Raw genomic sequence first — 13,851 nt, 5'->3', positions numbered from 1 at the left:
GTCACACCCAGGTGCGGCGCTCCACAGTGCCTGCCCACGAGGTCCTTTTGCCTGAGAGGTTCCGGGGAGGATTTGCCCCTTCGGCGCCGCCCTGCGTGCTGTCGGGCGGTCTCTCCCACGTGGGTGTTACCGGCACCGACAACGCTACCAGCGACGGTGTTACCGCCAGATGTCCTACCCCCGGCGGGCGCCGGTCACCTGGCCGCGGGTCACACGCCCACGGGGGCCGCGCTGCCGCTCACCCGCGCCGCCAACTCCGGCAACACCGCACCCAACGGCGCGTCGACGCACACACTGGCGTGCCCGTCACCTCGGGTCGGCCCCTGGTTCACGATCGCCACCGGGATGCCCTGTTTCGCCGCCCGAATCACGAAACGTCGCCCGGACATCACCGTCAACGACGACCCCAGCACCAGCAACGACCGGGCCCGCTGCACCGCCGCGAAGCACCGCGCCACCCGCTGCGCCGGCACCGTCTCGCCGAAGAACACCACATCCGGTTTCAGCATGCCGGTGCCGCAGATCCCGCAGTCCACCGTCCGGAACGCCGCCACCTGCTCCTCGGGGAGATCCACATCACCGTCCGGGTTCACCGCGGCGACCCGGGCCGTGAAATCCGGGTTCGCCTCCCGCAACCGCCGGTCCAGCTCCTCCCGGGAGGTCAGGTTGCCGCAGTCCAGGCAGATCACCTCGTCCAGGCGACCGTGCAACTCGATCACCGACGTGCTGCCGGCCGCACCGTGCAACCCGTCGACGTTCTGGGTGATCACCGCGTCGACCAGACCGGCCCGCTGCAACCCCGCCACCGCCCGGTGCCCGTCGTTGGGCGCCGCACCGGCGATCAGCCGCCACCCCAGGTGGCTGCGCGCCCAGTACCGCCGCCGGGCCACCGGATCCCGGGTGAACACCTGGTACGTCATCGGCGTGTGCCGCCGCGCCACCCCACTCGGACCCCGGTAGTCCGGGATGCCCGACTCGGTGGACAGGCCGGCGCCGCTGAGCACCACCACCCCACCCCCGGCCACCAGCGAGGTCAACGCGTCGAGGCTCTCCATCACCCCTCCATGCTGCCTCAACCCGCCACCCGCCGCCGAACCCCGCACCAGCCTGGTCCGACGGCGGACGTGGGACCGCTATACCGCGACGACGTCGGCGACGACGCAGGCGATGTTGTCCGGCGCCCCCTGCGCCAACGCCAGCTCGACCAACGCCCGTACCGTCTCCGCCGGGCCGGTCGGCGCGGCCACCGCCGAGCGCACCGCCGCCCGGTCGACGACCGCCGACAACCCGTCCGAGCACAGCAGATACCGGTCACCCGGCCGGGCGGTCCGCAACGCCAGGTCCACCTCGACCTGCGTCCCCGCGCCGAGGGCACGGACCAACAACGCGCGCTGCGGATGCGCGGCGGCCACGTCAGCGTCGAGCCGGCCCTGATCCACCTGCGCCTGCACCCAGGTGTGATCCCGGGTGAGCAGCGACAACTCGCCATCGCGCAGCAGGTAGGCGCGGGTGTCACCGACATGCGCGAGGGCCAACTGGGTACCGCTGCGCAGCACCGCCGTCACCGTGGTACCCGGCTGGTGCTCGTCGGTCGCCAACGCCCGCACACTCCGGTCGGCGTCCGCGACCGCGGCGGCGAGCATCGTCAGCAGGTCGACGGCCGACGCGTCCACCAACGCCAACGGGGTGAGAGCGTCGATCGCGGCGGCGCTGGCGGCAGCACCGCCGGGCCCCCGCATACCGTCGGCGACGACCAGCAACCGGTCGCCGGCGTACGCGGCGTCCTCGTTGCTGTCGCGCACCAACCCCGTGTCACAACGGGCGGCGGAACGCACAGCGACGGTCGTACCCGGGTCGGACATGGTGGTACCCCCTTCGGACAGGTGGTCCACGAGGATGGTCGCGAGCCGCGCGCGGGCAGCCGTGTCGGCGGTGACCCGCCGCCAGTACGCGGTGACCGCCTCGGCCGCCGCCACCGGATCCAACCCGCACACGACGCCAATCGTCGCCAACGGCATACCGATGCCCCGCAGCTGGGCGACCAACCGGGCCGACGGCACCTGCGCCGGATCGTAGAGCCGATACCCGGACTCCGCGTCCACAGCGGCCGGCGACACGAGCCCCACCTGGTCGTACAGGCGCAGCGCCTTCGGCGTCAACCCCGTCGCCTGCGCGAACACCCCGATGGTCATGAGCCCCACGTCGCCACCCTCCCCGGGCCGGCCACGGCGACCGGCACACCCCAGGGTGGGCCTTCCCCGAAGGTCAAGGTCAAGCCCGTCGGCTCGTCCACTGCGAGGGCCCCACACCGCCGGTAGGTTGGACGGATGCGCGTCGTCATCGCCGGAGGCCACGGCAAGATCGCCCTGCTGCTACACCGCCGCCTCACCGCACGCGGCGACACACCGGTCGGTCTGATCCGCAACCCCGCGCAGGCCCCGACGGTACGCGCCGCCGGCGCCGCACCCGTCGTCTGCGACCTCGAACACACCACGGTCGCCGACCTCGCCGCGCACCTCACCGACGCCGGCGCGGTGATCTTCGCCGCGGGCGCCGGCCCCGGCAGCGGTGCCGCCCGCAAGGACACCGTCGACCGGGCCGCCGCCGCGCTCCTCGCTGACGCCGCCACCGCCGCCGGTGTCCGCCGCTACCTGCTCGTCTCCTCGATGGGCGTGGACGACCCACCCTCCGCCGGCACCGACGACGTGTGGGCGGCGTACCTCCGCGCCAAACGCGCCGCCGAGGACGACCTCCGCGACCGCGACCTGGACTGGACGGTGCTGCGGCCCGGACGTCTCACCGACGACCCACCCACCGGCACCGTCACCCTCACCCGGCACGCCGGATCCGGCGCCGTCAGCCGCGCCGACGTCGCCCACGTCCTCGCCGCGCTCCTCGACGAACCCGGCACCACCGGCGCGACCCTGGAACTCGTCGCCGGAAACACCCCGGTCACCGACGCCGTCCGCGCCGCCACCACCTGAGCGACCCGGCCGCAGCGCCACCGGGGCGGTGCCCGGCCAGGTCAGCGCTGCTGGTGCCGGGGCAACGCCGACCGGCCCGCCGCCGCACCGGCGGCGAACGGCGCGCCCGGCGTCTCCGCCGCGATCCGGTCCATCGTGCGCGCCAGATGCTCACTGCCGTCGTCGAGATGCCGCGCCGCCGCCTGCATGTGCGACACCATCATCTCGCCGAAGATCCGCAACGCCTCCCGGGTGGCCACCGTGTCGTCGAAACTCGACCCCGCCGCGCTGCGGTACTCCGCCACCGCCCGCTCCGCCTCCTGCTTCGCCTCCGCCTCCGCCGCGTGCAGGTAACTCTCGTACTGCACCCGGGCGTACTCGGCGACCCGCCGCGCGTAGTCGTGCGCCTGCGCGATGATCTGCTCCGCCTCACGCTGCGCCGCGGACAGCAGATTAACCTCCCGCGCCGCCGGGACCTTCGCCGCCGCACCCGTGCTCGGGATCACCCCGTGCCGGTGCAACTCCACCCGGTCGTTGAGCCGCTCGTTCTCCGCCCGCAACGTCGCGATCTGCGTCGCCAACAGGTCCAACTCGTCGGCCACCTGCACCCGGAACCGGTCCACGTCCGCGTTGTCGTACCCACGCCGGGCGAACGACGCGGACCCGAACTCCCACCGCCGCACCCGATCGGCGGTCATCCGCACCTGCACACCGCCGGAGACCTGTATCCCGTCATACCGACTGATCGGGGTCGCGCTCACCTGTTCCCGCCTCCCGAAGTGTCACCGGCGGTCGTCCCCTGCACCGCCGTCCGCCAGGCCGAGCCGTACCACTGCGAACCCAGGCCCTCGTGGTGCACCTGACCCGGATGGAAACCCGCCTGGACCAACGTCTGCACCGCGTGCGAAACCATCTCGTCCGACCCACACACGAACACGTGCCGCGAACGCCAGTCACCGTCGGCCAACGCCCGATCCACCGCGTGCACGAACTCCCCCGGCCGGTGCACATCGGCACCCACCACGTACGTCACCGTCAACCACGAGTGCGACGACGCCAACTTGTCGATCGCCTCGCTGTCGTAGAGCTCACTGCGGGAACGCGCCGCCACGTACAGGTCCACCCGTCGGCGGGAACCCTCCGCCGCCACCTGCTCCACCAACGCCTTCACCGGCGCCCAGCCCGTACCCGCCACCAACAACAACAGGTCACTCGAACCCGCCGACCACAACGCCAGCCGCTCCCCCACCGGCGCCGCCAGGTGGATCCGATCACCCACCGCCGACCCGTACACCAACCGCGACGACACCGCCCCACCCGGCGCGGCCCGCACGTGGAACTCCAACGTGCCGTCCGCGCGGGGCGCGTTCGCCGGCGAGTAGTACCGCCACGACCGCACCGACGGATGCGACACCCCCACCGACTGACCGGGGGTGAACGGCAACAGGTACTGCGGACGCACCGTCAACACCGCCACGTCGAACGCCCGCCGCTCGTGCGCCACGATCTCCGCCACCCACCACGGCGGATTCACCGCCTCGGCGGCCTGCGCGGCCTCGGTCATCACCTGCGCGACCAACCCGTACGCGGCCGTCCAGTCCGCCGCCAGCTCATCGGTCCACTGCTCGGCGAGGAAATGCTGCAACGTCGCCACCAGCGCCTCACCGACGGCCGGGTAATGCTCCGCGCGGACCGCGAACTTACGGTGATCCGCACCGAGGTCCTGAAGGAAACCCACCAGGTGCTCCACCTGGTCCACATTGGACACGATGTGACCCAACGCGGTCACCAGGCGGTCCCGTTGCCCGGCCATGTTCGTGGGGAACATCTGCCGCGTCTCGGGATGAGACAGGAACAACGTCGAGTAGAAGTAGAGCGGCACCTGGTCGCCGTGCGCGGCGACCAGGGACCAGCTCTGCTTGAGTCGGGCCGCGTCCACGCTCAGGCGCCCGACCTGTTCTCGCGGGCCACCACCTGGTCCTGCACCTGACCCAGCACCGCCTGCACATCAGCCAGGATGTCCGCCGGAACACCCAACTCGGCCAGCGTCACCGTCAGGTGCTCACCCACCTTCGCGTAGTGCTCCACCGGAATGTTCAACGGCTGGTGCGCCTCGGCCAACCCACGCCCCGTGTACCCGTCGGGGCCACCCAGGACCGTGGTCAACATCAACGCCAGATGCCGCCGCTGACCCACCATGTCCACATCGGAGAAGTAACCCGCCAGCTCGGGATCCACGAGCACCTTGTCGTAGAACAGCTCAACCGCCGCCTTGACCGAACTGGCACCACCAATTCGGTCGTAGTGCGAAGCGGGAGCGGTCTCTTCCGTAACCGTCACGGTCGTTCCTTCCGGGGGGTGAAGGGTCCAGAACCGTCAGGGACCATAGCGCGTCGAACGCCTCCGGTCAGCGCCCCCGTATCGGATTCCCGACAACCAGAACACACGCTGCGTCACCACTACCGACAGGTAGATCCACAATCGGCCACCGCGACGACACCCACCGTATCCACAATGGACCGCACCGCCCCACCGGCACCCACCACCGTTACCGAGGGTCGCGAGAAAACCAACCGCAAAAAGCCCGGGAAATGGGAACGCTCAGCCGGCCCGCCGCCGCGCCCGCCGCGCCGCCAACTCGTCACCGACCGGATCCGCCTCAGACGCCACCGCAGGCTCCACCGGACCGCTCGTCGCCGGCTCCGCCGGCAGATGCGACAACGACCCCTGGATCTCCTTGAAAGCCCCACCGATCGCGATCCCGAAAACGCCCTGGCCCCCCTGCAACAGGTCGACCACTTCCTCCGGAGACCGGCACTCATACACCGTCGTCCCATCGGAAATCAGCGTGATCCCCGCCAGATCTTCCACACCACGCGACCGCAACGCCTCGATCGCCTTACGGATGTTCTGCAGGGACACCCCCGCATCCAACAACCGCTTCACGACCTTCAACACCACCAGGTCCCGGAACGAATACAACCGCTGCGTCCCCGAACCCGAAGCGTCGCGAACGCTCGGCACCACAAGCGTCGTCCGCGCCCAGTAATCCAACTGCCGGTAACTGATACCCACCGCGTGGCAGGCCGTCACACCCCGGTAGCCAACCGAACCCTCACCCTCGACCGCCACCTGCGGCGACGAGGCGCCCGGCTCAACCCACTCTCGACCCGGATCGGAATCCCGCGGCTCGTGCATCCGGACAACCTCCCCGTCAGTGCGGTGACGCGTCGTTTCCTCCGACGCGCACCCCTCGACACGGCAACCCTATAGCCACCGCCAGGGGTTACCACGGAGGAACCGACGCGACACGCCGCGCAGTCACCAGGAAAGATCACCAACCGCACCGGGTCATCACCGACCGTGACACCCCGGGCGCAGAGCCCACGGACACCTCAGCCCGCGAAATCCTCCGGACGCACCTGGTCCAGGAACTCGCGGAACTTCTCCACCTCGTCCTCCTGCTCATCAGGGATAACGATCCCCGCCTCGCTGAGGACCTGCTCCGAACAACGAATCGGCGCACCGACACGCAACGCCAACGCGATCGAATCGCTCGGCCGCGCCGACACCCGCACCCCATCACCGATCAACAGATCCGCGTAGAACACGTTCTCCTTGAGCTCGGTGATCTCCACCGCCTGCAAGGGCGCCTTCAACGCCGCCAACACATCCCGCAGAAGATCATGAGTCAGCGGCCGGGCCGGCTTGACCCCCTGCTGCTCGTAAGCGATAGCCGTCGCCTCGACCGCACCGATCCAGATCGGCAGATAGCGGTCCCCCTCGACCTCCCTGAGCAGGACGATCGGCTGGTTGCTAGGCAACTCCACCCGAACTCCGACCACGCTCAGCTCGCGCACCGCCGCCTCCGTGTCGTTGTCACCTACGCCGCACCGCGCCCTTCCCTGCACGGTACACGGACCGCGACACGGCCGTCCCATGCGCTACAGCACCACGCCCGCGCCAGGAAGGGGTTACCCCGGCAAGCCTACGGCACGCTTCCCGGAAGAGATCTTTCCGCTCAGCCACCACCCACCGGGCACCATCAACGACCCAACGTCGACCGCAGACCCACCCGCACCAACGCCGCGTGCAACTGCTCCGACAACGCCACCAACTCCCGCGCCGTCTCCGCAGCCCGCGCCCGCGCCGCCGGATCACTCTGCCGCGCCAACGGCGCCACCAACTGCGCGAACAAACCAACCTCACGGTCCGCCGCCGTCCGATAACCCCGCAGGTGCCGCGGCTCCAACCCGTACGACGCCAACCCCGCCACCGCCGACGCGATGATCAGAGCATCCCCGTCATACCAACCCGGCGGATCCGACACCAACACACCGAGCCGCTCCAACTCCACCAACGTCGACTCGTCGATCCCACTACGCGCCACCAGATCCGCCCGGCCGAGCCGCACCTGCGACGACTCGGCCGGCTCCGACTCACGACCCGGCACCGCACCATCAGGACCAACCGCCACCAACGCCGGCCGCGACCGCTCCGGCTGCTCACCGGACGAATCCCACTGCGCCAACTGCTCACGGATCACCCGCAACGGCAGATACCGGTCCCGCTGCGCGGTCAACACGAACCGCAGCCGCGCCACATCGTCCCAGCTGTACTTCCGGTAACCCGCCGCCGTCCGCTGCGGTTCCACCAGCCCTTCGGCCTCGAGGAACCGCAACTTCGAAATCGTGGTGTCCGGGAAATCCACCCGCAACTGCCCGAGCACCTCACCGATGCTCATCAGCGGCTGAGACCGGGCCGCACCGGGTGACGTGGAGGCCGCAGGCTCGTTCACCCCCGGCCGGCCTCCTCCTCCGGGCGCGGACCGGCGATGAACACCACCCGGAACTTACCGATCTGAACCTCGTCACCATTGCTCAACGTGGCCGCCTCGACACGCTCACGATTCACGTACGTGCCATTCAAACTACCCACGTCCCGCACCGTGAACGTGCCACCGTCACGGTGGAACTCCGCGTGCCGACGCGACACCGTCACGTCATCGAGGAAGATGTCACTGTCCGGATGCCGGCCACTGGTCGTCACATCGTGGTCCAACAAGAACCGGGCACCCGCATTCGGACCTCGACGAACCACCAGCAGCGCCATACCCGGCGGCAACGAACCGGACATCCGGCTCGGCACCACATCGGTGTCCGGCCCCTCCAGCACTTCGTCGAGCGAACCGAGATTGAGCGTCGAAGTGACGTCGAGCGGGGGGAACTCGTCGTCTGGCCGCGTCATGGGACCACCTCACGGATCTGTTCGGTCGGCGTCGGGTAATGGCGGGTCTGGCCGCCGGGCAGGTAAACACCCGGCGGCTGGCTCCCCGTGCCCGGGAAGGCAATTCCGCAACGCTCAACTATTTGGGTTCTCGGTCGACTGGGCGAGCCTAGCCAGCGCCGAAATGCAGGGCAACCGGACGCGCGCACACAGCCCACGCGCCGGAACAAGCTCACTCAGCCTTCGGTGATCTTCTGATACGCGCCCGCCGTCAGCAACCCATCCGTCGCCGTCGGATCATTCGGCGTGATCTCCACCAACCAACCCTCACCGTACGGATCAGTGTTGATCAGCTCAGGCGTGTCACCCAACGCCTCGTTACGGGCCGCAACCGTGCCCGCGACCGGCGCGTAGATCTCCGACACGCTCTTGGTCGACTCGATCTCACCCAACGAGTCACCGGCCGCGACCACCGAACCCGCCTCAGGCAACTGCACGTACACGATGTCACCCAGCGCGTCCTGCGCGAAGTGCGTGATGCCGACCCGGATCACACCCGTGCCGTCACCCGCCACCCACTCATGCTCGGCGGTGTATCGCAGATCCTCAGGAATCACCAGACGCGTCCTTCATCCATCGTGCCCCGGACCACCCGGGTCCGGCGCGGCCGCGCCGGTCAGGAGACCGGACGGGCGTGTTCCAACTTGATCGGCGCGTGCAGCGCCGAAACCTCGGCAACCTCACGCTCCCCAAACGTCACGTTACCGCCGCCACCCCGGACCGACGCCACCACCCCACCAGGAATGTTCAACGCCGTACGCATCGTCGCCGGATCACCGATCACCGTGATCGTGTACGGCCCCGTCAACCGACGCCCCTCCACCACCAACGACCCGTTGTCCCCATCGAGGAAATACGTCGACGCGATGATCCGCACCGTCGCCCGGTCACCGCCGGAGATCTGCATCGCCTCGGCGCCCGCACCCCGCAACTCCTGCACCGCGTCCAACACCCGGTTCGCCGTGATCGGCTTGACACCGGAATCGAACTGCACCGTCAGACCCGGGCCCACCGCCGGCAACGTACCCGCCAGGATCCCCAACTCGTCGGCCCGCCGCGTCGCCTCGTCCAACGCCGCCTGACGACCCTGCTCACCCGACTGCAACTGCCGCTGGCTGTCCTCCAGAGCACGGATGTCCTGCTGAAGACGACTCTCCCGCGCATCCAGATCCGACAGAATCCGGACCAGGTCCTCCTGCCGCGTCGCCGCCAACGTCGGATCCTTCGACGTCGTCTTCAACTGCACGACCAACGTGAAACCCAACAACACCAACAACGCCACGATCATCACACCGGCAGCACTCAACCGGGACCGACCACCCACCGCCGGCGTCGACGCCCCGACCGGCTCGGCCAGCCCGTCAGAGCTCCCCACCGGCTCAGCCGACCCGTCGGAACCCTCCACCGGCTCCCCCGGCCGCGACACGGCCCTCAGGTCCACCGTCGCACCGTCGTCGACCGGCTCCACCGCAGGATCATCACCCGACTCCGGCACCGCAGGCTCCCCCTGCGGCGCCAACGGGCTCAGCTCATCCGGATCCGGCGCATCCGGCCGCGGATCAGGCTCACCCGCCGGCCCACCCGGCCGCGCCGGACCCGCCGGCTGCGGCCACCCCGTCCCCGTGTCGGTCTGCTCGTCACTCATCGCAACCAACCTACGCCCGGAACAGGTGCCGGCGGATCGCCGCCACGTTGCCGAAGATACGAACACCCAACACGACGACCACACCGGTGGACAACTGCCCGCCCACCCCCAACTGGTCGCCCAGATACACGATCAGACCGGCGACCAGCACGTTCGAGATGAACGACACCACGAACTGCTTGTCGTCGAAGATGCGGTCCAACCGCGCCCGCACACCACCGAACACCGCGTCCAGCGCGGCCACCACCGCGATCGGCAGGTACGGCTGCAACGCCGCCGGCACCGCGGGATCGAGCACCACACCGAGCACCACACCGGCGAGCAACGCCAGCACCGCGATCATCGGCCACCTCCGGGAGGGCTAGCTGTCGTCGTCGGACCGGACGACCCGGGACTGCCGGACCGGACACCCGACGCGGAAGGGCTCGGACTGACCGACGGCTTGGCGTAGCGTAGCTGCGGCTCCGCAGCCGCCGGCAGGGTGAGGTCGTCCGACTCCCGCACACCGAACGACAACCCGGTCTTCTGCGCGACCGCCCGCATCAACGCCGCGTTCCGACTGGCCTCGAACTTGCGCCGCATCGAACCCGGACCGATCGCCGACACCTCGTACGGCCCGGTCACCGGCCGGAAGTCCACCAACATCGCCTCACCCGCCGACCTGATCGTCGACGTCGACGTCAACCGCTGCCCGTTGATGGCGATCGCCTCCGCGCCGGCACTCCACAACGCGTTGGCCACCCCCTGCAGGTCGCTGTACAGCACCCGCGGCGGACCGGCGCCGGCGCCGGTCACCGCATCCGCGTTGTCCGGAGCGTCCGCCAACCGCACCACCACACCGTCACCGCGCACCCGGCCCAGGCCCGTGCTCGCCTCCAGGTTGCGCAGCCGCGCCGCCGCCGACCCGCTCAACGCCGCGTCCCGCTGCCGACTGACCTCCTCACGCAGCTGGTCGGCCCGCGTCGACAGCCGGTCGGTCTGACTCTCCCGCTCCTTGATCTGCGTCACCAGACCGGAACGCGCCTGGCTGCGCCCCGGCTCGTCCGCCATAGTCTGCCGGTACGCGACCGCGAACAGGAAACCGAGCATCACCACCACGACGAGGCTGACCGTCCGCGACGACCGCGCCCGCCAACCCCGCACCGGACCGGACTCCGCCGACCGCCGACGGGCGGCCGCCGCGTCCGCGTACCCCGGATCCAACGGGTTGCGGAACAACTCGGTGAGGAAGTCCGGCGCGTACACCCGATCCTGGCCGGGCTTCCCGAGCCGCGGCGCGCTCACGCCGCCGCTCCCGGGCCGCGGGCCGCGCGCACCAACCGAGCCGCCTGTACGACGTACATCGCGCCGGCCACCCAGTAGAGCACCAGCCCCCACCAGGCCAGCCCCCAGCCGATCGCGGCGGTCGCCGTCGCCGCCGCGCTCCACTCGGTCGCCAGCAGCAGCACCGGGAACGCCGCGAGGAGCAGGAACGTCGCGGTCTTACCCACGTAGTGCACCGGCGGCGGCCCGTACCCGTAGCGACGCAGCACCGTCAGGGAGCCGAGCAGGAGCAGTTCCCGGGCCAGCAGTGCCGCGGTGAACTGCCACGGCACCACCTCGCGCGCGGTGAAGGCGATCAGGGTGGCGAGAATGTAGAGCCGGTCGGCGAGGGGGTCGAGCAGCTCGCCGAGTCGGCTCACCTGGCGCAGGCGGCGGGCTATCCACCCGTCGACCCAGTCGGTGGTGCCGCCGATGGCGAGCACGACGATCGCCGCCACGTCGGCCCGGCTGACCAGGAACAGGTAGAGGAAGAGCGGTACGCCCAGCAGCCGCCCGAAGCTGATCAGGTTGGGCAGGGTGAGCACCTGGTTGCCGGGAGTCTGGTCACCGGTGTCCGGCGGTTGCTCTGCCCGAGCCGGCCGACGCGACACCGATCCTCCTCCACGGCACGTTTCCCCCAGCCGACGGCGGGCGTGGCTGAGGGGCGTACGCGTTGTCGGGCCGGCCACCGCCGGCTCCCCTGCGGCCCCGGGCGGGGCCCCTCCCCTGACACGGCCCGCGATCTCGATGATCGCGGGCCGGCTCAGTGCGCTGTCACTATATCGGGCTTCCGCCTGACCTTTGGGGTGCTGCCGCGCGGCGTCTGGTGCGGCGTTGCCGCACTGTGGTGGGGATCACCACGCGTAGAGCGTCCTAGGACACTAGTGAAGGCTCATCGACACTAGTGGGGCCGCTCGCCGCTCATGCCGTCTGCGCCGCCGGATCGGTCTGCTGCTCGGGCACCGGCTGCGTCGCCGCTCGGGCGAACCCGACCAACGCCAGCAACAGATCGTGCTGCATCCGTGTCGGCATCCGATCCAACACCGCCTGCACCGCACTCTGCCGCCGCTCCGCCAACTCCTCCAACAGGGTCAGCGCGGCCGGGGTCGGCCGCAGCCGCACCTCGCGACGGTCACGGGGATCGGCCACCCGGCGCAACAATCCGGTCGCCTCCAGCCGGTCGCACAGACGGCTCGCCGACGAGGGCACCACGTCCAGCAACTCGGCCAACCCGTTGACGTTGGTCTCCTGCCGGTTGCTGATCAGCATCAGCACCCGCAACTGGGTGGGCGGCAACTGGTGCCGCGACGCGGCCGAATCGAGGACGGCGATCAGCGTCTCGGCAGCCGCGGCGATCGCCGCGGCGAGATCCGCAGGTCGCTCCACCCGCTGCCCCCTGCCGTCGTCGCGCTGCTGGCCGCCCGGCGCAGCGGCGGCCCTCACCCGCTGCCCCGCTCACGCGGACCCCGCCAGTCCAGACAGACCACGACGGCGTCGTCCCGCAGATCGGACTCCGCGTGGTAGGCGTGCAGCTCGCGCATCACCGTACCAACCGCCTCGGCCGCCGGCTGCAACCGTGTGGCGCGCAGGGAACGCGCCATCACGCGCTGCCCGTACGGCTCCTGACCCGGCGGTTCGGCGGCCCACACCCCGTCGCTGACCACGAAGAGGCGGTCACCCGGTTCGAGACGCAACTCCTGCACCTCGTAGCGGGTCTCCGCGAACATCCCCAACGGCAGCTGCTGGTCCAGCTTGATCTGTTCCACCACGGACCCCCGCATCCGCAGCAGGTGCGGGGAACCGGCGTCGACCGCCCGCACCTGCCCGGTGCGGGTGTCCACCTGGAGCAGCACAGTGGCCACGTACCGCTGGCCCCGGTGCTGGTAGAAGACCGTGTCCGAGGCCAACTCGGCCTGCTCCACCAGGCCGCCGCCGGACCGTCGCGCGTTGCGCATCGCGTTGACGGTGACCGAGGTCAGCATCGACGCGGCCAGACCATTGCCCTCGCCGTTGAGCACCGTCAGCGTGAGACGGTCACCGTCCAGAGACCAGTCGAAGTGGTCACCACCCACGGTGTACGCCGGCTCCAGCTGGCCGGCCAGGTCGAACGCCTGGTGCGCCACACTGCGACCGGGCAGCAGGTCCCACTGCATCTCGGCGGCCATCGTGAGTCGCTCGCGGCGGCGTGCCCGCCGGTAACGGTCGGTCTCCCGGTCGGCCGCGCGCATCGCCACCGCGAGGGTGCCGGCGACGTCCGTGGCGCGGCCGGTGACCGCCGGACCCGGTACGTCGGGCAGCTCGATCAACAGCACGCCCAGCCGCTCTCCCCACACCGTCAACGGCAGGTACAGCCGGCAGGGGCCCTCACCATCGCGCACCGGCTGCTGGCTGCTGAAACAGCGCTGTGCCATGGTGCGACAGGCCAGGAAACCCGCCGCCGGCAGGTCCGGATCCAGCAGCGGCCACAGCCCGCTGATCCGGTAGTCGGCGACGAACACGTCGGTGCGCAGGGCACCCATCGTCGACCGGATCACCCGGTCCGCCGCCTCCGCCAGTTGGTCGGGCGGGGCGTCGCGCAGCGCGCGCGACACCACGTCCGGCACGTCCACCATGGTCGTCCTCTCGAGAAGCTTGCTACAGGGCAAGCATCATACG

At 70.3% G+C, this 13,851-nt stretch carries 17 protein-coding genes and 1 riboswitch; of the genes, 1 reads left to right on the top strand and 16 read right to left on the bottom strand.

The genetic code is table 11. The features are described 5' to 3' along the window. Positions 1-29: 29 nt before the first annotated feature. A riboswitch (glycine riboswitch) is annotated at positions 30-128 on the bottom strand. An 81-nt stretch (positions 129-209) separates the two neighbouring features. Both GA0070612_RS21515 and GA0070612_RS21510 read right to left on the bottom strand, forming a co-directional pair. Next, complete coding sequence (locus GA0070612_RS21515) at positions 210-1,055, bottom strand: NAD-dependent protein deacetylase (protein ID WP_088989559.1); 846 nt, start codon at positions 1,053-1,055, stop codon at positions 210-212. Positions 1,056-1,133: 78 nt separating this feature from the next. Next, complete coding sequence (locus GA0070612_RS21510; RefSeq protein ID WP_167393660.1) at positions 1,134-2,201, bottom strand: MerR family transcriptional regulator; 1,068 nt, start codon at positions 2,199-2,201, stop codon at positions 1,134-1,136. 126 nt (positions 2,202-2,327) lie between these two features. Between GA0070612_RS21510 and GA0070612_RS21505 the strand changes: the two genes are divergently transcribed. Next, on the top strand, positions 2,328-2,984 hold the full coding sequence (locus tag GA0070612_RS21505; protein WP_088989557.1) for an NAD(P)H-binding protein: 657 nt from the start codon (positions 2,328-2,330) through the stop codon (positions 2,982-2,984). A gap of 41 nt (positions 2,985-3,025) precedes the next feature. On the opposite strand, the gene GA0070612_RS21500 is transcribed toward GA0070612_RS21505, so the two are convergent. The 14 genes from GA0070612_RS21500 to GA0070612_RS21435 all read right to left on the bottom strand — a co-directional run bounded on the left by GA0070612_RS21500 (position 3,026) and on the right by GA0070612_RS21435 (position 13,808). Beyond that, positions 3,026-3,724: a DivIVA domain-containing protein gene (locus GA0070612_RS21500; protein ID WP_088989556.1), complete on the bottom strand. Its 699-nt coding sequence runs from the start codon at positions 3,722-3,724 to the stop codon at positions 3,026-3,028. After that, positions 3,721-4,902 carry a globin domain-containing protein gene (locus GA0070612_RS32840; protein WP_088989555.1) on the bottom strand — a complete coding sequence of 394 codons (1,182 nt, stop codon included), beginning with the start codon at positions 4,900-4,902 and terminating at the stop codon, positions 3,721-3,723. Before GA0070612_RS32840 ends, GA0070612_RS21500 begins: the two co-directional genes overlap by 4 nt. A 2-nt stretch (positions 4,903-4,904) precedes the next feature. After that, entirely contained in the window at positions 4,905-5,303 is a 399-nt protein-coding gene (locus GA0070612_RS21490; RefSeq protein WP_088989554.1) for a group I truncated hemoglobin, read from the bottom strand. A 261-nt stretch (positions 5,304-5,564) separates the two neighbouring features. Next, the gene (locus tag GA0070612_RS21485; RefSeq protein ID WP_088989553.1) at positions 5,565-6,161 is read right to left on the bottom strand and encodes a MerR family transcriptional regulator; all 597 of its coding nucleotides are present in this window, start codon (positions 6,159-6,161) and stop codon (positions 5,565-5,567) included. Positions 6,162-6,358: 197 nt separating this feature from the next. Further along, positions 6,359-6,823: a bifunctional nuclease family protein gene (locus tag GA0070612_RS21480; protein ID WP_088989552.1), complete on the bottom strand. Its 465-nt coding sequence runs from the start codon at positions 6,821-6,823 to the stop codon at positions 6,359-6,361. Positions 6,824-7,008: 185 nt separating this feature from the next. After that, on the bottom strand, positions 7,009-7,707 hold the full coding sequence (gene ftsR / locus GA0070612_RS21475; protein WP_197699460.1) for a transcriptional regulator FtsR: 699 nt from the start codon (positions 7,705-7,707) through the stop codon (positions 7,009-7,011). Between the two features lie 50 nt (positions 7,708-7,757). Continuing rightward, positions 7,758-8,210: an oxoglutarate dehydrogenase inhibitor Odhl gene (gene odhI / locus GA0070612_RS21470; RefSeq protein WP_007071101.1), complete on the bottom strand. Its 453-nt coding sequence runs from the start codon at positions 8,208-8,210 to the stop codon at positions 7,758-7,760. Between the two features lie 215 nt (positions 8,211-8,425). Continuing rightward, positions 8,426-8,806 (bottom strand): glycine cleavage system protein GcvH, encoded by a 381-nt coding sequence (gene gcvH / locus GA0070612_RS21465; RefSeq protein WP_088989550.1) that lies wholly within the window; start codon positions 8,804-8,806, stop codon positions 8,426-8,428. 59 nt (positions 8,807-8,865) lie between these two features. Continuing rightward, positions 8,866-9,894 carry a DUF881 domain-containing protein gene (locus GA0070612_RS21460; protein WP_088989549.1) on the bottom strand — a complete coding sequence of 343 codons (1,029 nt, stop codon included), beginning with the start codon at positions 9,892-9,894 and terminating at the stop codon, positions 8,866-8,868. A gap of 10 nt (positions 9,895-9,904) precedes the next feature. Then, a complete protein-coding gene (locus tag GA0070612_RS21455) occupies positions 9,905-10,237 on the bottom strand; it encodes a small basic family protein (RefSeq protein ID WP_088989548.1) in 333 nt (110 codons plus the stop codon). Beyond that, positions 10,234-11,178, bottom strand: coding sequence for a DUF881 domain-containing protein (locus tag GA0070612_RS21450; protein ID WP_088989547.1), 945 nt, complete (start codon positions 11,176-11,178; stop codon positions 10,234-10,236). Before GA0070612_RS21450 ends, GA0070612_RS21455 begins: the two co-directional genes overlap by 4 nt. Then, a complete protein-coding gene (locus tag GA0070612_RS21445) occupies positions 11,175-11,807 on the bottom strand; it encodes a CDP-alcohol phosphatidyltransferase family protein (protein WP_088989546.1) in 633 nt (210 codons plus the stop codon). Before GA0070612_RS21445 ends, GA0070612_RS21450 begins: the two co-directional genes overlap by 4 nt. A gap of 310 nt (positions 11,808-12,117) precedes the next feature. Continuing rightward, positions 12,118-12,582 (bottom strand): MarR family transcriptional regulator, encoded by a 465-nt coding sequence (locus GA0070612_RS21440; protein WP_088989545.1) that lies wholly within the window; start codon positions 12,580-12,582, stop codon positions 12,118-12,120. 53 nt (positions 12,583-12,635) lie between these two features. Next, positions 12,636-13,808: a PP2C family protein-serine/threonine phosphatase gene (locus GA0070612_RS21435; RefSeq protein WP_088989544.1), complete on the bottom strand. Its 1,173-nt coding sequence runs from the start codon at positions 13,806-13,808 to the stop codon at positions 12,636-12,638. Positions 13,809-13,851: the final 43 nt, after the last annotated feature.

It is taken from the genome of Micromonospora chokoriensis (assembly GCF_900091505.1).
In the GTDB taxonomy this organism is placed as follows: Bacteria; Actinomycetota; Actinomycetes; order Mycobacteriales; family Micromonosporaceae; genus Micromonospora; species Micromonospora chokoriensis.
Note: the sequence above shows the minus strand (reverse complement) of the source record. Positions and strands in the feature narration are given on the sequence as shown.

Excerpts from the sequence above, each read along its gene's own strand:
- GA0070612_RS21515 (WP_088989559.1), bottom strand. The coding sequence starts at position 1,055 with ATGGAGAGCCTCGACGCGTTGACCTCGCTGGTGGCCGGGGGTGGGGTG.
- GA0070612_RS21505 (WP_088989557.1), top strand. The coding sequence starts at position 2,328 with ATGCGCGTCGTCATCGCCGGAGGCCACGGCAAGATCGCCCTGCTGCTA.
- GA0070612_RS21485 (WP_088989553.1), bottom strand. The coding sequence starts at position 6,161 with ATGCACGAGCCGCGGGATTCCGATCCGGGTCGAGAGTGGGTTGAGCCG.
- ftsR (WP_197699460.1), bottom strand. The coding sequence starts at position 7,707 with ATGAGCATCGGTGAGGTGCTCGGGCAGTTGCGGGTGGATTTCCCGGAC.
- odhI (WP_007071101.1), bottom strand. The coding sequence starts at position 8,210 with ATGACGCGGCCAGACGACGAGTTCCCCCCGCTCGACGTCACTTCGACG.
- GA0070612_RS21460 (WP_088989549.1), bottom strand. The coding sequence starts at position 9,894 with ATGAGTGACGAGCAGACCGACACGGGGACGGGGTGGCCGCAGCCGGCG.
- GA0070612_RS21455 (WP_088989548.1), bottom strand. The coding sequence starts at position 10,237 with ATGATCGCGGTGCTGGCGTTGCTCGCCGGTGTGGTGCTCGGTGTGGTG.
- GA0070612_RS21435 (WP_088989544.1), bottom strand. The coding sequence starts at position 13,808 with ATGGTGGACGTGCCGGACGTGGTGTCGCGCGCGCTGCGCGACGCCCCG.